This is a genomic window from Variovorax paradoxus, from assembly GCF_030815855.1.
Lineage (GTDB): Bacteria > Pseudomonadota > Gammaproteobacteria > Burkholderiales > Burkholderiaceae_C > Variovorax > Variovorax paradoxus_M.
On record NZ_JAUSXG010000001.1, the window covers coordinates 4,314,756 to 4,335,712 of the forward strand.

At 67.3% G+C, this 20,957-nt stretch carries 18 protein-coding genes; 3 read left to right on the plus strand and 15 right to left on the minus strand.

The features are described 5' to 3' along the window. Positions 1-5: 5 nt before the first annotated feature. The 3 genes from QFZ42_RS20715 to ruvC all read left to right on the plus strand — a co-directional run bounded on the left by QFZ42_RS20715 (position 6) and on the right by ruvC (position 2,789). Positions 6-905 (plus strand): lysophospholipid acyltransferase family protein, encoded by a 900-nt coding sequence (locus tag QFZ42_RS20715; RefSeq protein WP_307702768.1) that lies wholly within the window; start codon positions 6-8, stop codon positions 903-905. Positions 906-1,249: 344 nt separating this feature from the next. Beyond that, a complete protein-coding gene (locus QFZ42_RS20720; protein WP_307702769.1) occupies positions 1,250-2,239 on the plus strand; it encodes a phosphatidate cytidylyltransferase in 990 nt (329 codons plus the stop codon). Between the two features lies 1 nt (position 2,240). Then, on the plus strand, positions 2,241-2,789 hold the full coding sequence (gene ruvC / locus QFZ42_RS20725; RefSeq protein ID WP_307702770.1) for a crossover junction endodeoxyribonuclease RuvC: 549 nt from the start codon (positions 2,241-2,243) through the stop codon (positions 2,787-2,789). Positions 2,790-2,832: 43 nt separating this feature from the next. Here the strand turns inward: ruvC and QFZ42_RS20730 are convergent, their stop codons facing one another. The 15 genes from QFZ42_RS20730 to ftsL all read right to left on the minus strand — a co-directional run bounded on the left by QFZ42_RS20730 (position 2,833) and on the right by ftsL (position 20,957). Continuing rightward, positions 2,833-3,009, minus strand: coding sequence for a hypothetical protein (locus QFZ42_RS20730; protein ID WP_307702771.1), 177 nt, complete (start codon positions 3,007-3,009; stop codon positions 2,833-2,835). A gap of 19 nt (positions 3,010-3,028) precedes the next feature. Beyond that, on the minus strand, positions 3,029-3,952 hold the full coding sequence (gene lpxC, locus QFZ42_RS20735) for a UDP-3-O-acyl-N-acetylglucosamine deacetylase (protein WP_307702772.1): 924 nt from the start codon (positions 3,950-3,952) through the stop codon (positions 3,029-3,031). Between the two features lie 204 nt (positions 3,953-4,156). Beyond that, positions 4,157-5,371 carry a cell division protein FtsZ gene (gene ftsZ, locus QFZ42_RS20740; protein ID WP_307702773.1) on the minus strand — a complete coding sequence of 405 codons (1,215 nt, stop codon included), beginning with the start codon at positions 5,369-5,371 and terminating at the stop codon, positions 4,157-4,159. A 169-nt stretch (positions 5,372-5,540) separates the two neighbouring features. Further along, positions 5,541-6,770, minus strand: coding sequence for a cell division protein FtsA (ftsA, locus tag QFZ42_RS20745; protein ID WP_013539446.1), 1,230 nt, complete (start codon positions 6,768-6,770; stop codon positions 5,541-5,543). Positions 6,771-6,796: 26 nt separating this feature from the next. Beyond that, on the minus strand, positions 6,797-7,585 hold the full coding sequence (locus QFZ42_RS20750) for a cell division protein FtsQ/DivIB (RefSeq protein WP_307702774.1): 789 nt from the start codon (positions 7,583-7,585) through the stop codon (positions 6,797-6,799). A 2-nt stretch (positions 7,586-7,587) separates the two neighbouring features. Next, positions 7,588-8,559, minus strand: a complete 972-nt coding sequence (locus QFZ42_RS20755) for a D-alanine--D-alanine ligase (protein WP_307702775.1) — start codon at positions 8,557-8,559, stop codon at positions 7,588-7,590. Continuing rightward, positions 8,556-10,022 (minus strand): UDP-N-acetylmuramate--L-alanine ligase, encoded by a 1,467-nt coding sequence (murC, locus tag QFZ42_RS20760; RefSeq protein WP_307702776.1) that lies wholly within the window; start codon positions 10,020-10,022, stop codon positions 8,556-8,558. The genes QFZ42_RS20755 and murC overlap by 4 nt, the downstream gene beginning before the upstream one ends. Further along, complete coding sequence (gene murG, locus QFZ42_RS20765) at positions 10,019-11,083, minus strand: undecaprenyldiphospho-muramoylpentapeptide beta-N-acetylglucosaminyltransferase (protein WP_307702777.1); 1,065 nt, start codon at positions 11,081-11,083, stop codon at positions 10,019-10,021. Before murG ends, murC begins: the two co-directional genes overlap by 4 nt. Next, entirely contained in the window at positions 11,080-12,378 is a 1,299-nt protein-coding gene (ftsW, locus tag QFZ42_RS20770; RefSeq protein ID WP_307702778.1) for a putative lipid II flippase FtsW, read from the minus strand. The genes murG and ftsW overlap by 4 nt, the downstream gene beginning before the upstream one ends. After that, positions 12,375-14,579: a UDP-N-acetylmuramoyl-L-alanine--D-glutamate ligase gene (gene murD, locus QFZ42_RS20775; protein ID WP_307702779.1), complete on the minus strand. Its 2,205-nt coding sequence runs from the start codon at positions 14,577-14,579 to the stop codon at positions 12,375-12,377. Before murD ends, ftsW begins: the two co-directional genes overlap by 4 nt. A 7-nt stretch (positions 14,580-14,586) precedes the next feature. Further along, positions 14,587-15,765, minus strand: a complete 1,179-nt coding sequence (gene mraY, locus QFZ42_RS20780; protein WP_258504042.1) for a phospho-N-acetylmuramoyl-pentapeptide-transferase — start codon at positions 15,763-15,765, stop codon at positions 14,587-14,589. Between the two features lie 15 nt (positions 15,766-15,780). Then, positions 15,781-17,196: a UDP-N-acetylmuramoyl-tripeptide--D-alanyl-D-alanine ligase gene (locus QFZ42_RS20785; protein ID WP_373423401.1), complete on the minus strand. Its 1,416-nt coding sequence runs from the start codon at positions 17,194-17,196 to the stop codon at positions 15,781-15,783. Positions 17,197-17,210: 14 nt separating this feature from the next. Further along, on the minus strand, positions 17,211-18,782 hold the full coding sequence (locus tag QFZ42_RS20790; RefSeq protein ID WP_307702781.1) for a UDP-N-acetylmuramoyl-L-alanyl-D-glutamate--2,6-diaminopimelate ligase: 1,572 nt from the start codon (positions 18,780-18,782) through the stop codon (positions 17,211-17,213). A gap of 2 nt (positions 18,783-18,784) precedes the next feature. Next, positions 18,785-20,533 carry a peptidoglycan D,D-transpeptidase FtsI family protein gene (locus QFZ42_RS20795; RefSeq protein ID WP_307702782.1) on the minus strand — a complete coding sequence of 583 codons (1,749 nt, stop codon included), beginning with the start codon at positions 20,531-20,533 and terminating at the stop codon, positions 18,785-18,787. A 73-nt stretch (positions 20,534-20,606) separates the two neighbouring features. Beyond that, positions 20,607-20,957 carry a cell division protein FtsL gene (gene ftsL, locus QFZ42_RS20800; RefSeq protein ID WP_307702783.1) on the minus strand — a complete coding sequence of 117 codons (351 nt, stop codon included), beginning with the start codon at positions 20,955-20,957 and terminating at the stop codon, positions 20,607-20,609.

Below are 20,957 nucleotides of genomic sequence, written 5' to 3' on the forward strand. Positions count from 1 at the left end.
CCCATATGCTGGCAAAGCTCACAGGTTGGTTGTTGTTGGGAATCATCCGACTGCTCACGGGCGCCCAGGCACGCTGGTACGGCTGTCCGCCGAAGGCCGAACAGCGCATCTACTTCGCCAATCACCAGAGCCACGCCGACCTCGTGATGATCTGGGCCGCCCTGCCCGAGGAACTGCGCAGCATCACGCGACCCATTGCGGCGCGCGACTACTGGGCCAACACGCCGTTCAAGCGCTGGATCACGACCGAGGTGTTCAACGCCGTGTATGTGGAACGCGCGGCCACGGCGCCGGGTTCGGCGGCACCACCGGCCGCCCGGGCGGAACCGGAGACGCCCCAAGCCCCCGTGCGAAATTCCGTTGGACCGCAAGCCGAGCGCATCGAGCCTTCGATGGAGCCGTTGCTGCCGATGGCGCCGACGGCATCGCCTGTCGTCGATGTCACCCCCGAGGCGTTCGATGAAGTGCAAGGGCGGCTCGATCTTCCTGCGCCTCCACCTTCCCCGCCGGCCGCCCCCCCTGTCGAACCGCCGGCCGTGACGGCGGAAGCAGAGCCCTCCGCCCCCGCTGAACCCCCAGTCGCCGACCCGCTCGCACCCTTGGTCGAAGCGCTGCGCAGCGGCGACTCGATCATCATCTTTCCCGAAGGCACGCGCGGCCACACGGGCGAACCGCAAAAATTCAAGTCCGGCCTCTACACGCTCGCGACGATGTTTCCCGAAGTGGTGCTGGTGCCGGCATGGATCGACAACGTGCAGCGCGTCATGCCCAAGGGCGAGATCGTGCCGGTGCCGATCTTGTGTTCGGTCACATTCGGTGCGCCGATCCGTGTGGAAGAAAGCGAAGAGCGCCGCCCGTTCCTCGATCGCGCGCGTGCTGCGGTGATCGCTTTGCGCGATGTCTGAAATGAAAGCTTTCTCTTTGCGCCGTGTTGTGCGTCATTCGGGGCGCGCACCCGCCGACGGGGTACCTTGCTCCGCGAATGTCCTCCGGCCTGCGGCCTCCCCCTTGATTTCGCTGCGCAAGGCACCCCATCGACGTGAGCGTTATGCACGCCGGTCGTTGATCGGCCGTACACCACGAGCGTGTCCCAGTGCACAGGGCATCGGGTGCTCCCCGCAGCGAAATCAAGGAGGAGGCGAAGCCGGGGGACATTCGCGGAGGGGAGTACCCGGTGGCCTGTGCACGCGCCCTGAACAAGAGCGCCTAGAACGCAGCCACCAACAACAGCGCGCAACAAAAAACTGACATGAACCAGTTCCTGCGCAGCCTCACGCCGACGCAACAAGTCGCGGCCCTCTTCCTCATCGTCTTCGGCCTGCTCGTCGTCGCGAGCACCACGGCACTCTTCCTGAGCTTCAGGGAACGCCGCAACCCCGTGCACGACGCCACCTGGCAAGCCGAGCTCGCCCATTACCGCAAGTTGCTGGGCACCACCTGGTTCATGGTGGTCGTGTTCTGGGTCGGCTGGGCACTCGGCGAAACGGTGGCCACCGTCCTGTTCGCGCTCATCGCCTTCTTTGCGCTGCGTGAGTTCATCACGCTCTCACCCACACGACGCGGAGACCACCGCAGCCTGATCCTGGCCTTTTTCGTGGTGCTGCCGATCCAGTTCTGGCTCGTAGGCACCGCGCGCTTCGACCTGTTCACCGTGTTCATTCCGGTCTACGTGTTCCTCGCGATTCCGGTCGCCAGCGCACTCGCCGACGACTCCAGCCACTTTCTCGAGCGCAACGCCAAGCTGCAGTGGGGCATCATGGTCTGTGTCTACGGCATGAGCCACGTGCCGGCGCTGCTGCTGCTGAGCTTTCCGGGCTACGAAGGCAAGAGCGCCTTTCTCGTGTTCTTCCTGGTGTTCGTGGTGCAGACCTCGGTGCTGGTGCAGCACGTGATCTCGCGCCGCACGCAGCGCAAGCCCTTCGCGCCCAATGTGAGCCGCAGCTTCAACTGGACCAGCTGGGGCATCGGCATCGTGGTCGCCAGCCTGGTGGGCGCGCTGTTCTCGTTCATCACGCCCTTCAAGTTCGGCCAAGCGCTCGCCGTGTCCATCATCGCCTGCGTTGCGGGATCGATGGGGCACCTCGTGATGAAGGCGCTCAAGCGCGACCGCGGCATTCCGAACTGGGGCAAGAAAGGCGCGGGCGTGACCGGCGCCAACGGCCTGCTCGACCGTGTGGACGCGCTGTGCTTCGCCGCGCCCATCTTCTTCCACTCGATCCGTTGGTACTTCAACCTCTGACATGCGCATTCTCGGCATCGACCCCGGCTTGACCACCACCGGCTTCGGCGTGGTGGATGCGGATGGCCATGCGCTGCGCTACGTGGCGAGCGGCACCATCAGCACCCGGCACCTGGGCACCGGCAATCTGCCGGCACGCCTCAAGGTGCTGTTCGACGGCATCGGCGAAATTGCCGAGCGCTACCAGCCCGATGCGTCGGCCGTCGAAATCATTTTCGTCAACGTCAACCCGCAGTCGACACTGCTGCTGGGCCAGGCCCGCGGTGCCTGCGTGACCTCGCTGGTGAACAGCAAGCTCACGGTGGCGGAATACACCGCGCTGCAAATGAAGAAAGCGGTGGCCGGCCATGGCCAGGCCGCCAAGGCGCAGGTGCAAGAGATGGTGAAGCGCCTGCTCGATCTGCCGGGTCTGCCCGGTGCCGACGCGGCCGACGCGCTCGGCATTGCCATCACGCATGCGCAGGTGGGCCGGTCGATGGCACGGTTGGCCGAGGCGGCCGAGCTGTCGAAGACACACGCCGGCACCTACCGGCAAGGTCGTTCGAGGTAGCGCCCTTTCAGGCTCTCGTTGGCCGGCCGCGAAGCCTGCGAGCCTAAGCCACCCGTTCGGCGATCAGGACGGCAAAGAAGCCGAACGCCGCAAGCAGGGTCCACTTGAGCACGATCCAGCCGAAGTGCCGGTACTTGACCTGCCCCGTTCCTGCATAGAAGGCGAACGACACGCCGGCCACCAGCAGAAGCAGCAGGATGGCCCAGCGGAAGACAAGCATCGCCGAAAAGGAGGCTTGCCTACCAGGCCCGCGCCACTTCGCCGAAACCGCGCGGTGCGCGCTTCTCGTCTTCGAAGGTCACGACCTCGTAGGCGTCGCTGTTCGCCAGCAGCTCGCGCAGCAGCTTGTTGTTGAGCGCATGGCCCGATCGGAATGCGGTGTAGGCCGCGAGCAGCGGCTTGCCGATGATGTACAGGTCGCCCATGGCGTCGAGGATCTTGTGCTTCACGAACTCGTCGTCGTAGCGCAGACCGCCGGCATTGAGCACCTTGGTGTCGTCCATCACGATGGCGTTGTCGAGCCCGCCGCCGAGCGCCAGGCCCTTGCTGCGCATGTACTCGACTTCCTTCGTGAAGCCGAAGGTGCGGGCGCGCGCGATGTCGCGGCTGTATGAATCGGTGCCGAGGTCGAACTCCACGCGCTGGCCGGTGGAATTGACCACGCGGTGATCGAAGTCGATTTCGAAGCTCAACTTGTAGCCGTGGTATGGCTCCAGGCTGGCCCACTTCTCGTTGGCGCCCTCGCCCTCGCGCACCTCGACCTTGCGGGTCACGCGAATGAAACGGCGCGGCGCCTTCTGCAGTTCGATGCCCGCGCTTTGCAGCAGGAACACGAACGAAGAGGCCGACCCGTCGAGGATCGGCACTTCGTCGGCCGTGATATCGATGTAGAGGTTGTCGATGCCGAGACCCGCGCAGGCCGACATCAGGTGCTCGACCGTCTGCACCTTCGCTCCGCCCGTCGAGACCGTGGAAGCCAGGCGCGTGTCGGTCACCGCTTCGGCCGTCATGCGGATGTCGACCGGCTCGGGCAGGTCGACGCGCCGGAACACGATGCCGGTGTCCGCCGGAGCGGGGCGCAGCGTGAGTTCCACGCGTTGGCCGCTGTGAAGCCCCACGCCCACGGCGCGGCTGATCGACTTGAGGGTTCGTTGTTGCAGCACGCCCGCGATTTTAGGCGCGCGGCGCGCGTGGCGGCCTATGCCCCTCGCTATGGCACCGATAGACATAGGTTCTATTTCAAGCGCCCACGATGGACGCAAGGGGCACGAAGCGAACGCAGCGCCTAGGGCCGGCGGAAGTCCCTTTCAGGTCTTCCCCGTCACCCCTTGCGAACCTTCGTGCCCTCTGCGTTCGGTGGCCTGGCGTCAGTCGGCCTGACGGCGCAGGAATGCAGGAATCTCGAAATCGTCCATGCCACCCGACGACAGCGCATCGACCTTGGCCGCAGCCATCGTGCGGTTGGTGCGCCACACGCTGGGCACCGCCATGCCGTCGTAGTTCGGCTGGCTGGTGTGGCCGTGGCCGGCATGGCCGGTACCGCCGAGCGTGGGCACGTGGAACGGGATGTTGTCGGTGCCGGTACGGATCACTTCGAGCGTCGGAGCCTGACGGCGTGCGTCGGCGCGCGACAGGCCGGTGGCGACCACGGTCACGCGCATTTCGTCGCCGAGGCTTTCGTCGTAGGCGGCGCCGTAGATCACGTGCGCATCGGGCGAGGCGTAGGCGCGGATGGTGTTCATCGCGAGCTTCGACTCGTTGAGCTTCAGCGAACCCTTCGATGCCGTCACCAGCACCAGCACGCCCTTGGCACCCGAGAGGTCGATGCCTTCGAGCAGCGGGCAGGCCACGGCCTGCTCGGCAGCGATGCGCGCGCGGTCCGGGCCTGCGGCCGCGGCCGTGCCCATCATGGCCTTGCCCGGTTCGCCCATCACGGTGCGCACGTCTTCGAAGTCGACGTTCACGCCGCCGTACTCGTTGATGATTTCCGAGATGCCGCCCACGGCGTTCTTGAGCACGTCGTTGGCATGTGCGAAGGCTTCGTCCTGGGTGATGTCCTCGCCCAGCACGTCGAGCAGCTTCTCGTTGAGCACCACGATCAGCGAATCGACGTTCGCCTCGAGCTCGGCCAGGCCGGCGTCAGCGTTGGTCATGCGGCGGCCGCCTTCCCAGTCGAAGGGCTTGGTCACCACGCCCACGGTGAGGATGCCCATTTCCTTCGCGACACGCGCGATCACGGGTGCGGCGCCGGTGCCGGTGCCGCCGCCCATGCCGGCCGTGATGAACAGCATGTGCGCGCCGTCGATGGCCGCGCGGATGTCGTCCACCGCGAGTTCGGCCGCTTCACGGCCCTTGTCGGGCTTGCTGCCGGCGCCCAGGCCGCTGGTGCCCAGCTGGATGTTCTTGTGCGCGTTGCTGCGCTGGAGCGCCTGCGCATCGGTGTTGGCGCAGACGAACTGAACGCCCTGCACGCCACGCTCCATCATGTGCGCGACGGCATTGCCGCCGCCACCGCCGACGCCGATCACCTTGATCTGAGTGCCTTGGTTGAATTCTTCGACTTCGATCATTTCGATGGTCATTTCTAACTCCTTGAATTTGCAGTTGCCGTTGTGTATCTATGAATTTTTTAAGTGTCTTGACGAGTTCAACGAAGTTGTCGTCGCGATGGTGGACCTGTGCGCCGCCATCGCTCGTTGAAATGCAAGGGCGGACCGCCGCGTGCGAGCCAGAGTGAGGAGTGATTCATGGTCAGAAGTTCCCCACGATGAAGTCCTTGAAACGTCCGAACGCAGTCTTTACGGATCCGTTCTTCTGCGCGACCTTGAAGCCGCGCATGCGTGCGAAGCGAGCCTCTTCGAGCAAGCCCATCACGGTGGCCGCGCGCGGCTGCGCCACCATGTCGGACAGCGCGCTCGAATACTTCGGAATGCCCCGGCGCACCGGCTTCAGGAAGATGTCTTCGCCGAGCTCGACCATGCCGGGCATCACTGCGCTGCCGCCGGTCAGCACCACGCCCGAGGACAGCACCTCTTCGTAGCCCGATTCGCGCACCACCTGCTGCACCAGCGAGAAGATTTCCTCGATGCGCGGCTCGATCACGCCCGCCAGCGCCTGCTTGCTCAGCATGCGCGGGCCGCGGTCGCCGAGGCCGGGCACTTCCACCTGCTGGTCGGGGTCGGCGAGCAATTGCTTGGCGTAGCCGCTCTCGACCTTGATGTCTTCCGCGTCCTTGGTGGGCGTACGCAGCGCCATCGCGATGTCGCTGGTGATGAGGTCGCCCGCAATCGGGATCACCGCCGTGTGGCGGATGGCGCCGTTGGTGAAGATGGCCACGTCGGTGGTGCCCGCGCCGATGTCGACCAGCACCACGCCGAGCTCGCGCTCGTCTTCGGTCAGCACCGCCTGGCTCGAAGCCAGCGGGTTCAGCATCAGCTGGTCGACCTCGAGGCCGCAGCGGCGCACACACTTGATGATGTTCTCGGCCGCGCTCTGCGCCCCGGTCACGATGTGCACCTTGGCCTCGAGCCGCATGCCGCTCATGCCGATCGGCTCCTTCACGTCCTGTCCGTCGATCACGAATTCCTGCGGCTCCACCAGCAGCAGGCGCTGGTCGCTCGAGATGTTGATCGCGCGCGCGGTTTCCACCACGCGGGCCACGTCGGCCGGCGTGACTTCCTTGTCCTTCACCGCCACCATGCCGCTCGAATTGATGCCGCGGATGTGGCTGCCGGTAATGCCCGTGTAGACGCGGCTGATCTTGCAGTCGGCCATCAGTTCGGCCTCCTTCAAGGCCTGCTGGATGCTCTGCACGGTGGCGTCGATGTTCACCACCACGCCGCGCTTCAGGCCGTTGCTCGGCGCGATGCCGAGCCCGGCGAGCTTGAGTTCGCCGCCGGGCAGCACCTCGGCCACCACCACCATGACCTTGGCGGTGCCGATGTCAAGTCCTACGACCAGGTCTTTGTATTCTTTGGGCATTGAATGTCCTCGGTATTCGCTTCTATTTATTTCTTCTTGGTCTTCGGGTCGGTAACGACCGTGGTGACGCCACGAAGGCGCAGCGCATAGGCATCGTTGTGGCGCAGGTCGGCCCCTTCGATGTCCGCCGCGGTGCGGTGGTATTGGCCCGCGACCTGGGTCACGGTTTTCAGGAAACGTTGCGCGCGGGCGGCCACTTCCTCGGGCTGGCCGCGGCCAAGCTCGATTTCGGCGCCGCTGCTCAGCACCACCTTCCAACTGCCCCGGCTCGAGAGCGTGAGCTCGTCGACGCCGAAGTCGTAGGGCTGGAAGATCGGCGCGATCACGCGGTACATGCCCAGCACCTGGCCGGCCTGCTCGATGGGACCGTCGAGCCGCGGCAAGCGGTCGTCCACCTCGGCCACGTTGGCTTCGAACACGTCGCCGAAGCCGTTGATCAGCTTCGAGCCTGCGTCGTCGCCCCAGTTGGCCACCGGCACCTGCTCGGTCAGCGTGACGCGCAGCTTGTCCGGAAACTCGCGCCGCACCACCGCCTTGCGCACCCAGGGCACCGACTCGAACGCCGTTCTCGCGCGGGCGAGATCGACCGTGAAGAAGTTGCCCGAGAGCTGAGGTGCCACATTCGCGCGCAGCGTCACTTCGTTGTTGTGCGTCACGTCTCCGTCGACCTTGATTCCGCCGATGGGAAAGAAAGGCTGGCGCAGCACCCACCACGCGCCCGCCGCCAGCAGCATGAGCGCCACCACCGCGAACGCAAGGTTCGAGACGATGTTCATGAGCTTGACGTCGAAAGGCGCCTGGATGCTGTCGGCCATGGCTATTGCGCTCCTCCCGTGGCATCCAGCGAAGCCGAGGCCAGCACGCGCAGGCACAGGTCTTCGTAGGCAATGCCCGATGCGCGCGCCGACATCGGCACCAGCGAGTGGCTGGTCATGCCGGGCGAGGTGTTCATCTCGAGCAGGAAAGGCTTGCGGTCGCTCGCGCGAATCATCACGTCGGCGCGGCCCCAGCCGCGGCAGCCGAGCGTGTGGTACGCGGCCAGCGTGATGCGCTGGATCTCGTGCTCCTCGGCCTGGGGCAGGCCGCTCGGGCAGTGGTACTTCACGTCGTCGGTGAAGTACTTGTTCTGGTAGTCGTACGCGCCTTCGGGCGCGGCGATGCGCACCACCGGCAGCGCGCGTGCATCGAGCCCCTGGCCCAGCACGGCGCAGGTCACTTCCTCGCCTTCGATGAATTCCTCGCACAGCACGTCGGCGTCGTACTTCGCGGAAAGCGCCACGGCGTCCTGCATCTGCGAATAGCCCTCGACCTTGGTCACGCCGATCGACGAGCCCTCGCGCGGCGGCTTCACGATCAGCGGCAGGCCCAGCACATCGGGCACGGCCATGACCTGTTCGCGGCTCTGCTGGTCGAAAGCCAGGCGCACGTACTTGGGTGTCGGCAATCCGTCGGCTTGCCAGATGCGCTTGGTCATGACCTTGTCCATGGCCACGCTCGACGCCATCACGCCCGAGCCGGTATAGGGAATGCCGAGCAGCTCGAGCGCGCCCTGCACCGTGCCGTCCTCGCCATGCCGGCCATGCAGCGCGATGAAGCAGCGCGCGAAACCTTCGCGCCGAAGCTCGACGAGATCGCGCTCGGACGGATCGAAGGCATGCGCATCGACGCCGCGCGAGCGCAGTGCCTCGAGCACGCCGTTGCCGGACAAGAGCGAGATTTCGCGCTCGGCCGAACTACCGCCGAACAGCACGGCCACCTTGCCGAATTGTTTTGGATCCTGAAGGCTCATGATGCCTCCCCCTTGCGCGCACTGCGCTCTGGTTGCGGCGGCAACGCCGCGGCTGCAATTTCAACCACCTTGCCCGGCACGGCGCCAATGGAGCCCGCGCCCATGCAAAGCACCACGTCGCCGGCACGCGCGTTGTCCACAATGGCTTGCGGCATCGCGCCGATGTCGTCGACGAACACCGGCTCCACCTTGCCGGCCACGCGCAGCGCGCGCGCCAGCGAGCGGCCGTCGGCCGCCACGATGGGCGGCTCGCCCGCGGCGTACACCTCGCCCAGCAGCACCGCATCGGCATTGCCGATGACCTTGACGAAATCTTCGAAGCAGTCGCGCGTGCGGGTGTAGCGGTGCGGCTGGAAGGCCAGCACCAGCCGGCGGCCCGGGAACGCGCCGCGCGCTGCGGCGATGGTCGCGGCCATTTCGACCGGGTGATGCCCGTAGTCGTCGATCACGGTGAAAGTGCCCGGGGCATCCGCGCCTGCCTGTCCTTGCACGGCGACATCGCCATAGCTCTGGAAGCGACGGCCCACGCCCTTGAAGCCGGCCAGCCCGCGCTGCACCGCTTCGTCGGGAATACCGAGCTCCACCGCCACCGCAATCACCGAGAGCGCATTGCGCACGTTGTGCTCGCCCGGCAGGTTCAGCACGACGGGCAGGTCGGGCAGCGTGACGCCGTTGCGCCGCTGCGCCGTGAAATGCATCTGCGCGCCCACCGCCCGTACGTCGACCGCCCGCACCTGGGCGCCTTCGTCGAAGCCGTAGCTGGTCACCGGGCAGGTGACCTCGCCCACGATGTCGCGCACCGCCGGATCGTCGGTGCACAAGATGGCCACGCCGTAGAACGGCATGCGATGCAGGAAGTCGACGAACGCCTTCTTGAGCTTCGCGAAGTCGTGCCCGTAGGTCTCCATGTGGTCGGCGTCGATGTTCGTGACCACCGCCATGACGGGCAGCAGGTTCAGGAACGAGGCGTCCGACTCGTCGGCTTCCACCACGATGTAGTCGCCACTGCCGAGCTGCGCATTGGCGCCGGCGCTGTTGAGGCGACCGCCGATCACGAAGGTCGGGTCGAGCCCGGCGGCTTCGAGCACGCTGGCCACCAGGCTGGTGGTGGTGGTCTTGCCGTGCGTGCCCGCAATGGCAATGCCCTGCTTGAGCCGCATCAGCTCGGCCAGCATCATGGCGCGCGGCACCACGGGAATGCGCTTCTCGCGCGCGGCCAGCACCTCGGGATTGTCCGACTGCACCGCGGTGGAGGTCACGACGGCGTCGGCGCCGTCGATGTGGACCGCGGCATGGCCCACGAAGGTGCCGATGCCCAGGCTCGCGAGCCGGCGCAGCGTGGCGCTGTCGGCCAGGTCGGAGCCCGTGATGCGGTAGCCCAGGTTCAGCAGCACTTCGGCGATGCCGCTCATGCCCGAGCCGCCGATGCCGACGAAGTGAATATGACGAATTGCGTGCTTCATTTGGCAAGCTCCTCGCAGGCGCGGACGACCGCTTCCACCGCGTCGGTCTTCTGCATGGTTTTGGCCTTGGCGGCCCGTTCGATCAGCGCGGTGCGCCCGGTTTTCTGTAGCAAGTCAGCCAGCAATTCAGGTGTGAGGTCGGTCTGCTGCACCAGCCAGCCTCCGCCCGCATCGACGAGGAAGCGCGCATTGGTGGTCTGGTGGTCGTCGACCGCCGAGGGGAAAGGCACGAACAGCGCTGCTGCGCCGACGGCCGCGATTTCTGTGACGGTGCTGGCCCCGGCGCGCGCGACGATGATGTCGGCGTCGGCGTAGGCCTGCGCGGTGTCTTCGATGAACGGCGTGAGCTCGCCCTCGACACCGGCTGCCGCGTAGTTGGCGCGCAGCTCGTCGATCTGCTTGGCGCCGCTCTGGTGCAGCACCTGCGGACGCGTGCCGGGTTCGATGCGCGCGAGCGCCTGCGGCACCACGGCGTTGAGCGCCTTGGCACCCAGGCTGCCGCCGACCACCAGCAGGCGCAGCGGCCCGCTGCGGCCCGCGAAACGCACGGCCGGATCGGGCTGCGAAGTGAACGCCGCGCGCAGCGGGTTACCCACCCACTGCGCCTTCTTCAGCACATTGGGAAAGGCCGTGAACACGCGGTCGGCCACGCCTGCCAGCACCTTGTTGGCGAGGCCCGCGACCGAGTTCTGTTCGTGCAGCACGAGCGGCTTGTTGAGCAGCACGCTCATCATGCCGCCCGGAAAGGTGATGTAGCCGCCGAGACCCACCACCACGTCGGGCCTGACGCGGCGAACCACGCCGAGGCTCTGCCAGAACGCGCGCAGAAGCCGCAGCGGCAGCAGGAACAGCGTGAGCGGCCCCTTGCCGCGCACGCCGCCGAACTGAACCGGCTCGAAGACGAAGCCGCGCGGCGGCACCAGCTTTTCTTCCATGCTGCCGGGCGCGCCCAGCCAGTGGACGCGCCAGCCGCGCTCGCGCAAGGCCTCGGCCACGGCGAGTCCCGGAAAGATGTGGCCGCCCGTACCGCCGGCCATGACGAGTGCGGTGCGCCCGGTCATACGCGGCCTCCGCGCATCAGGACGCGATTCTCATAATCAATACGCAACACAACTGCCAGGGCTACCAGGTTCATCAGAATGGCCGAACCACCGAAGCTCATTAGCGGCAAGGTCAGGCCCTTGGTCGGCAGTGCGCCGAGGTTCACGCCCATGTTGATGAAGGTCTGGAAGCCGAGCCACACGCCCACGCCCTGTGCGACGAGGCCCGAGAACACGCGATCCAGCGCAATCGCCTGGCGGCCGATGTGCATGACGCGTCGCGTGAGCCAGAGGAACATGCCGATGATCAGCAGAACGCCGACCAGGCCGAACTCTTCGCCGATCACGGCCAGCAGGAAGTCGGTGTGCGCTTCGGGCAGCCAGTGCAGTTTCTCGACGCTGCCGCCCAGGCCTACGCCGAAGATCTCGCCGCGGCCGATGGCAATGAGCGAGTGCGAAAGCTGGTACCCCTTGCCCAGCGCATGCTCTTCGCTCCACGGGTCGAGGTAGGCGAAGATGCGCTCCCGGCGCCACGGGCTGGTCGCGACGATGGTGCCGAAGGCCACCACCACCAGCGCGGCAATCACGAAGAACATTCGCGCGTTCACGCCGCCGAGGAACAGGATGCCCATGGCGATCACGGCGATCACCATGAAGGCGCCCATGTCGGGCTCGGCCATCACCAGCATGCCGACCACCACCACCGCAATGCCCATCGGCAGCACGGCGCGGAAGAAACGCTCCTTGATCTCCATCTTGCGCACCATGTAGCTGGCGGCGTAGAGCACCATCGCGAGCTTGGCGAGTTCGGACGGCTGAAAGCGCATGAAGCCCAGCGGCAGCCAGCGCCGCGCGCCGTTGACGTTGATGCCGATGTGCGGAATGAGCACCGCCACCAGCAGCAGCAGCGAAGCCACGAAGAGCCAGGGCGCGGCCCGCTCCCAGGTCTTCATGGGAATCTGGAAGGCCAGCAGCGCCGCCATGAACGCAAACGCAACGGAAGCCGCATGCCGCGTAAGGAAGAACACGGGCCCGTAGCCCGCACGCGCGAAACGCGGGTTGTCCGGCAGCGCGATGGACGCCGAATACACCATCACCAGCCCCCAGGTGAGCAGCGCGACGGTCACCCAGACCAGCGCCTGGTCGAAACCCAGCACGCGCATCGGCGTGGCCTTGGTCTGCGTGACGCCGGCACCGCCCAGCCGCACCGGCAGGTGCATCGGCAAGGCGTCGATGCCGCTGCGCGCGCGTCCGAACCAGCCGCCGAAACGGCTTGGCTTGGTATTGGGCGTGGCGCCGGCGGCTGCGGTGTTCAAACCGTGCCTCCCGAAGAGAAGTCGGCATCGTTCGACGAGGCGGCTTCGCGCGGGTTGTCCGCGAGCGTCTGCACGGCCTCGCGGAACACGGCCGCGCGATGTTCGTAGTCCTTGAACATGTCGAAGCTCGCACAGGCCGGTGACAGCAGCACGGCATCACCGGGATTGGCGCGCGCGGCGGCAAGGTTCACGGCTTCTTCCATCGAAGCGGCATGCATCAGCGAAACGCCGGTGGAAGCCAATGCCTGCTCGATCAGCGGCGCGTCGCGGCCGATAAGCACCACGGCGCGCGCGTGCTGGCGCACCGGTGCGGCGAGCGGCTCGAAGTCCTGGCCCTTGCCTTCGCCGCCGAGAATCACGACCACGCGGCGGTCTTCGCCGAGCCCGCTCAGGGCTGCGACCGTGGCACCGACGTTGGTGCCCTTGCTGTCGTCGAAGTATTCGACGTCGTCCACCAGCGCAATCGGTTCGACACGGTGCGGTTCGCCGCGGTATTCGCGCAGGCCGTAGAGCATGGGGCCGAGCGGACAGTCGGCGGCGCTGGCGAGCGCAAGCGCCGCCAATGCGTTCAAGGCGTTGTGGCGTCCGCGGATGCGCAGCGCGTCGGCGGGCAACAGGCGTTGAAGGAAGATCTCTTCTTCCACCACCGCGCCGCGCTTGCGCTTCTGCGTCTCGTCGGCTTCCAACGCGCGCACCAGCCAGGTCATGCCGTTGACGCGCTCGATGCCGTAGTCCCCCGGGCGCAGCGGCATCGCGCTGCCGAAGGTCACGTGGGTGCGGATCTGCGGGCGCTGCAGCTTCACGCGGACGGGCGCAGGCAGCATCGCCATCACGCCCGGGTCGTCGCGGTTCAGCACCATGAGGCCCCGCGCGCCGAAGATGCGCGCCTTGGCCGATGCGTAAGCCGGCATGTCGCCATGCCAGTCCAGATGATCCTGCGTGAGGTTGAGTACCGTTGCGGCAGTGGGCTCGAAGCCCTGCACGCCGTCGAGCTGGAAGCTAGAGAGTTCGAGCACCCAGACATCAGGCAGCGTCTCGGCGTCGATGTGCGCGGCCAGGGTGTCGAGCAGCGTCGGGCCGATGTTGCCGGCCACGGCCACGGTCTTGCCCGCGCGCTCGACCAGCTGGCCAGTGAGCGCGGTGACGGTGGTCTTGCCGTTGGTGCCGGTGATGGCGAGCACCGCGGGGGTGTAGCCCTTCGGCGCCGGAGGTTCTTCGATCGGCACCAGCGGCAGCTGGGCCGTCGGCTCTTCCTCCACTGCGGCGGAAGCCGGGTTATTGGCGGAGATCTCGGCGATCTTGGCGACGAAGTCCGCAGCCTCCCTGGCAGCCGTGGGAACGTACGGCTTGCCGGTGGCCGGCAGCCTGGAGCCGGTGGTGGGGGCGGCCGGCGCGGCGGCAACCTGGGGAATCTCTGCCCCGGTCTCTGTGGCGGGCGCAGGCTCTGCCGTGGAGATTTCGTCGGCGGGCGCGGCTTCTTCCGCAGGCGGCGTCACCGGAACGCTCAGCGACGGATCGCGCGGCATGGCTTCGGCCATGGCGGGCGGCACCGCGGGTTCGGCTTCGGGCTCGGCCGGTGCTTCCGCGGCTTCGGCCGTGACCGGAGCTTCGGGTGTTCCGACGGCTTCAAGCGCCTCAGACACTTCAGCGGGCACGACCGGATCGATGATCTCTACCGCCTCAGAGATTTCGGCAGTCTCGACCGTTTCCGCGTCGACCGATTCGGCGCCCAGCGCCAGTTCGCGCTGCGCTTCAACAGGCTCCGCGGCTTGCACGGGCACTTCCGCGGCGGGCTCGACCACTGCTTGCGGCTCGGGCTCGGGCTCGGGCTCGGCTTCGACCACCGGCACCTCGACCGTCCGCAGGTCCAGCAGCGCGCGCGCAAAAAGATCCAGCTCGCCGCCGACCGTCAGCCCCACGGCCCGTGCTGCATCGACCACCGGCGCGATGGTCGCGGGCGACAGGCCCGGCGAGCGGTAGACGGCGCGGATCGGCGTGCCTTCAATCAGCGCGGCCGAGAACGGCCCGCCAACGAACGTCACTCCCGGCAGTTCGGCCTGGAGTGTTGCCAGCGCCGCAGGCGCCTCGCGCGTATCGGCCACGGTCACCTGCGCGCCGTGGCGTGCGCACCAGCGTGCCATCGCCAGCCCGGACGCACCGAGGCCGAGGATCAATACGGGGAGGTCTTTCAGGTGTCGCATGTGCCCGTTACCGCAGCTTCAGCGTTGAAAGGCCCACGAGGCACAGCAGCATCGTGATGATCCAGAAGCGCACCACGACCTGCGTTTCGCGCCAGCCGCTTTTCTCGAAGTGGTGGTGCAGCGGCGCCATCTTGAGCACGCGCCGGCCCTCGCCGTAGCGCTTCTTGGTGTACTTGAAGTACATGACCTGTGCCATCACCGAGATCGCCTCGACCACGAAGATGCCGCCCATGATGAAGAACACGATTTCCTGGCGCACGATGACCGCGATGGTGCCCAGCGCGCCGCCGAGCGCGAGCGCGCCCACATCGCCCATGAAGACCTGCGCCGGATGGGTGTTGAACCACAGAAACGCCAGGCCCGCGCCGGCCATGGCCGAGCAGAACACCAGCAGTTCGCCCGAACCCGGGATGTTGGGGAACAGCAGGTACTTGGAATACACGGCGCTGCCCGTGACATACGCGAACACGCCCAGTGCCGAACCCACCATCACCACCGGCATGATCGCCAGGCCGTCGAGGCCGTCGGTCAGGTTGACCGCGTTGCTCGCGCCCACGATCACCAGGTAGGTCAGCACCACGAAGCCGATGCCGCCGAGCGGATAGCTCACTTCCTTGAAGAAGGGCACCAGCAGGTTGATCTTCGGCGGAAAGTCGAGGTCGAAGCCCGATTGCACCCAGGCGAAGAACAGCTGCAGCACGCGCCAGTTCGAGCTTTCCGAGATGCTGAAGAGCAGGTAGAAGCCGGCGATCAAACCGACCACCGACTGCCAGAAATACTTCTCGCGCGAGCGCATGCCTTCCGGGTCCTTGCGCACCACCTTGCGCCAGTCGTCGACCCAGCCGATGGCGCCGAAGCCCATCGTGACCCACAACACGATCCAGACGAAGCGGTTCGACAGGTCGAACCACAGCAGCGTGGCAAAGGCAATGGCAAACAGCACCAGCACACCGCCCATGGTGGGCGTGCCGCTCTTGGTCAGGTGCGTTTCCATGCCGTAGCCGCGCACCGGCTGGCCGATCTTGAGCGCGGCAAGGCGACGGATCACGTAGGGGCCGGCCACCAGGCCGACCACCAGCGCGGTCAGCGCGGCCATCAGCGCGCGGAACGTGAGGTACTGGAAAACGCGCAAGAACCCGAACTCGGGCGAAAGTGTTTGCAGCCATTGGGCCAGGCTCATCAGCATGTTGTCTTGCGCGGCTCATGCGTCATGACCGGCCTCCTTTTGTTGTTGTGACTGCTCGATGGCTTGCACCACCCGCTCCATCTTCATGAAGCGCGAGCCCTTGACGAGCACGCTCGCGACCTGCGGCAGCCGCGCCAGCACCGCGGCGTTGAGCGCATCGGCGTCTTGGAAATGCCGGCCGGCGTTGCCGCTACCGTTGAACGCAGCGACGCTGTGCGCGGTTTCGGCACCCAGGGCGTACACGGCCTCGATGCCGCGCTGCCGCGCCCAGTCGCCCACCTCGGCATGAAATTCAGGTGCGCGGTCGCCGACCTCGCCCATGTCGCCCAGCACCAGCAGGCGGGGGCCCGGCAATGCCGCCAGCACCTCGACGGCCGCGCGCACGGAATCGGGGTTGGCGTTGTAGCTGTCGTCCACCAGCGTGAGCGAATGCCCGCCGGCCAGCACGACCTCGCTCGCCTTGGAGCGGCCCTTCACCGGCGTGAAGGCCGTGAGGCCAGCGGCAATGGTGTCGAGCGAAACTCCGGCCGCGAGTGCGCATGCGGTGGCCGCAAGCGCGTTCACGACGTTGTGCCGGCCCGCGATGTGCAGACGCGCATCGAAATCGCCGATCGGCGTGCGGATGCCGACCTGCCAGGCGCCCTGCTGCCAGTCGGCGCGGACCAGCGAAATGTCGGCGTCGGCCGGCTCGCCGAAAGTCATGCAGCGGCGCGATGCGCCGTTGTGCGCCATGTCGGACCACAGCGGGGCGAACTCGTCGCCGTGCGGAAACACCGCGGTGCCGCCCTCCGGCAAGAATGAAAACACGGCACCGTTCTCGAGCGCGACCGCTTCGACGGTGGCCATGAATTCCAGGTGTTCGCGCTGGGCGTTGTTCACCAGCGCGATGGTCGGGCGCGCAAGGGCAGCCAGCCGTGCAATCTCGCCGGGATGGTTCATGCCCAGCTCGACCACTGCGTGCTGGTGCTTCGCGCGCAGGCGCAGCAGCGTCAGCGGCACGCCGATCTCGTTGTTGAAATTGCCGGCCGTCGCCAGCGCGCGGTCGGCCCTGAACGCGACCAGGATGGCCGCGATCATTTGCGTGACCGTGGTCTTGCCGTTGCTGCCTGTGACGGCGATCAGCGGCAGGTCGAACTGCGCGCGCCAGCGTGCGGCCAGCGCTCCGAGCGCGGCGAGCGAATCGGGCACCTCGAGGCCCGCCAGGCCAGCGGCCTCCAGGCCATGGTGCGCAATGGCGGCGACGGCGCCGCGAGCCTTGGCATCGGCCAGGAACTCGTTGGCATCGAAGCGCTCGCCCTTGAGCGCCACGAACAGGTCGCCTTCGGCGAGCGTGCGGGTGTCGGTGTGAACGCGGGCGATGGCGGTTTCGGGGTCGCCCACCAGGCGAGCACCGGGAATCCATTGCTGCGCCTGGGCGAGCGTGAACATCATCGGCATCGAATCGCTCATGCGGCACCTCGCTTCGCAAGGGCGCCGAGCGCATGGGTCCGGTCGGAGAACGGAATGCGCTGGCCTGCAATTTCCTGCCAGGCTTCGTGGCCCTTGCCGGCGATGAGCACCACGTCTTGCGGCGCCGCCTGCGCAATGGCGTCGGCGATGGCGGCCGCGCGGTCGGGCTGCACCTGGGCTGCTTCGGGGCGCGAAAGGCCGAGCAGCACCTGGCTGATGATCGCGTCGGGGTTTTCGCTGCGCGGGTTGTCGCTGGTGATGATGACGCGGTCGGCCTGGCGCTCGGCCACCGCGGCCATCATCGGACGCTTGATCGGATCGCGGTCGCCGCCGCAGCCGAACAGACACCAGAGCGCGCCACCGCGCTGCTGCGCGAGCGGACGCAAGCCGGCCAGCGCCTTGTCGAGGGCATCGGGCGTGTGGGCATAGTCGACCACCGCCAGCGGCGCATCGGCGTTTGCGTCGGCGGCGTTCACGCGCTCCATGCGGCCCGGCACGCTGCCGAGGCTGGCGCAGGCTGCGACGGCTTGCGCCAGCGACAGTCCCAGCGCACGCAGTGTGCCGAGCACGCCCAGCAGGTTGGCCACGTTGTACTGGCCGATCAGTCCGGTCGAGATGCGCTCCACGGAATCGGTGCCGTGCTCGGCCACCGAGAACTGCAGCCCCTGCGCGTCGTAGCCGATGTCGCGCGCCATGAGGCGCGCGGGCGAGCCGGCGGCCGACACGGTCCAGACGTCGAGCGCGCCGACCCCGGCTTCGATCAGGTTCGCGCACAGGCTGGCGCCATGCACGTCGTCGATGTTGATCACCGCGGCGCGCAGCCCGGGCCAGCGAAACAGCTCCGCCTTGGCCTGCCAGTAGGCCTCCATGCTGCCGTGGTAGTCGAGGTGGTCCTGCGTGAAATTGGTGAACACCGCCACCGCGATCTGTGCGCCGTCGAGCCGCCGTTCGGCAATGCCGATCGACGACGCCTCGATGGCGCAGGCGCCGAACCCGCGCTCGACGAGCGCGCGCAGCTCGCGCTGCATCATGACCGGGTCGGGCGTGGTGAGGCCGGTGTAGGTGAGCTCCGGCGGCACGCCGATGCCCAGCGTGCCCATGACCGCGCAGGGCGACGGCACGCCGCGCTCGGCGGTGCCGTCGAGCCGCAGCGCGCGAACGCCGCCGGGCACGGTCAAGGTGGAAAGCGCTTCGGCGAGCCACCATGCGGTGGACGTCTTGCCGTTGGTGCCCGTCACGGCCAGCACTTCGAGAGCGGCCGAGGGGTTGCCGTAGAAGGCCGAGGCGATCGGGCCCGTGGCAGCCTTGAGGCCGGGGTAGCTCGCAATGCGGTCGCTGAACTCGCCCTGATCGAAGCCGAAGGCGTCCACGCCCTCGTGTTCGACCAGGCAGGCCGCCGCACCCTGCGCCAGCGCGGCCGCCACATGCTTGCGCCCGTCGGTTGCGGCGCCGGGCCACGCGACGAAGCCGTCGCCGGCCCCGACCGGCCGGCTGTCCGCATGCAGCGCGCCCTGCACGCGCTCCTGGAGCCAGAGCGCGGCAAGTTGGGGGGAAGTGAGTGTCAGCATGCTCAGAAGCTCTCGTCGACGCCTTGCGTCACCACCAGAGGTTTGACCGCGAGATCGGGCGGAACGTTCATCATGCGCAGGGTCTGCTGCACGACTTCGCTGAAAACGGGCGCGGCGGCCACGCCGCCGAAATACTGGCCGTCGCTCGGCTCGTCGATCATCACGCCGACGATGATGCGCGGCTTCTCGATCGGCGCCATGCCGGTGAACCACGCGCGATATTTGTTGCTCGCGTAACCTTTGCCAACCTGCTTGTGCGCCGTGCCCGACTTGCCGCCCACCGAATAGCCGATGGTCTGCGCGCGCGTGCCGGTGCCGCCCGGCCCCGCGGCCATCTGCAGCATCTTGCGCACCGCCAGCGCGTTCGAGGGCGAGAACACCCGCACGCCCGGGGGCGACTCCGTGTTCTTGAGGATCGTGACCGGAATGATGGCGCCGTCGTGCGCGAACGCTGTGTACGAATGCGCCATTTGAAACAGCGACGCCGACAGGCCGTAGCCGTAGGCCATGGTGGCCTGCTCGACCGGCTTCCAGGTCTTCCAGGGGCGCAGCCGGCCGGTCACCGCGCCGGGGAACTGGATCTGCGGCTTCTGGCCGTAGCCGAGCGCGGTGTAGGTGTCCCACATCTCGTGCGGCGACATCTTCTGCGCGATCTTGAGCGCGCCGACGTTGCTCGACTTCTGGATCACGCCCTCGACCGTGAGCGTGCCGTAGTTGTGCGTGTCGCTGATGGTGAAGCCGCCCATCTGGAAGCGGCCGGGCGAGGTTTCGATCAGGGTGGACGGCTTCACGCGGCCGGCCTCCAGCGCCATGGCCACGGTGATTGGCTTCATGGTCGAGCCGGGCTCGAAGGTGTCGGTGAGCGCGCGGTTGCGCAGCTGCTCGCCGGTGAGGTTCTGGCGCTTGTCGGGCACGTAGCTCGGGTAGTTGGCCAGCGCCAGCACCTCGCCGGTCACGGCGTCGAGCACCACCACGCTGCCGGCCTTGGCACGGCGCGCGGTCACGGCGTCGCGCAGCTTCTGGTAGGCGAAGAACTGCACCTTGCTGTCGACGCTGAGCTGAATGTCCTTGCCGTCGACCGGCGGCACGGTTTCGCCCACGCCCTCGACCACGCGGCCCAGGCGATCCTTGATGACGCGGCGCGAACCCGCCTTGCCGGCGAGGTCCTTGTTGAACGAGAGCTCGATGCCCTCCTGCCCGTTGTCCTCGACGTTGGTGAAGCCCACCACGTGCGCGGCGGCCTCGCCCTCGGGGTACTGGCGCTTGTATTCCTTGCGCTGGTAGATGCCCTTGAGGTTGAGCGCGGCGATCTGCTTGGCGATGGGCTCATCGACCTGGCGCTTGATCCAGACGAAAGTCTTGTCCTCGTCCTCGAGCTTCTTGTCGAAGTCTTTCTGCGACATCTCGAGCAGCTTGGCCACCTGCTTGAGCTTGGCCCGCACCTCGGGGTCGTCGCGCTCGATGTCTTCCGGAATGGCCCAGATGCTCGGCGCCACCACGCTCGAAGCCAGGATGAGCCCGTTGCGGTCGAGAATGCGCCCGCGGTTGGCCGGCAGTTCGAGCGTGCGCGCAAAGCGCACTTCGCCCTGCCGCTGGAAAAAGCTGTTGTTGAAGACCTGCACGTACGCGGCCCGGCCCGCCAGCACGACGAAGCCGAAGGCGATGCCGGCCACGATGAACTTGCTGCGCCAGACCGGCGTCTTGCTCGCGAGCAAGGGGCTGGTGGTGTAACGAACGCTGCGACGGCTCATTGGTGCACCCTTGGCGCTGCGCGCCTTCCCGCCGAGCGGGAGCGAGCTTGCTTGGGACGGCCCGGCGCGGCGCTCATCGCTGGGCCCTCGCGACCGGTTTCGGCGCCGGGCCCGTGGCCACGGCGGGCGCGGGCGGCGCCACCACGGCCGGAATCACCGTGCCGTCGGGCCGCACGTACTGCGTGATGGCCGGCGTGGTGGTGCGCATCTGGAGCTGCTCCTTGGCCAGCTTCTCCACGCGCAGCGGCGTGGCCTGCGCGCGCTTTTCCACCTGCAGCCGGTCGTGGTCGAGCTCGAGCCGCCGCGCTTCCTGCTGCGAGCGGTCGAGTTCGGTGTACAGCTGGCGCGACAGGTACTGCGTGTGCACAAGGTACAGCGCCGTCGCAATGACGGCCAGCAGCAGGAGCAGGTTGAGGCGCGCCAT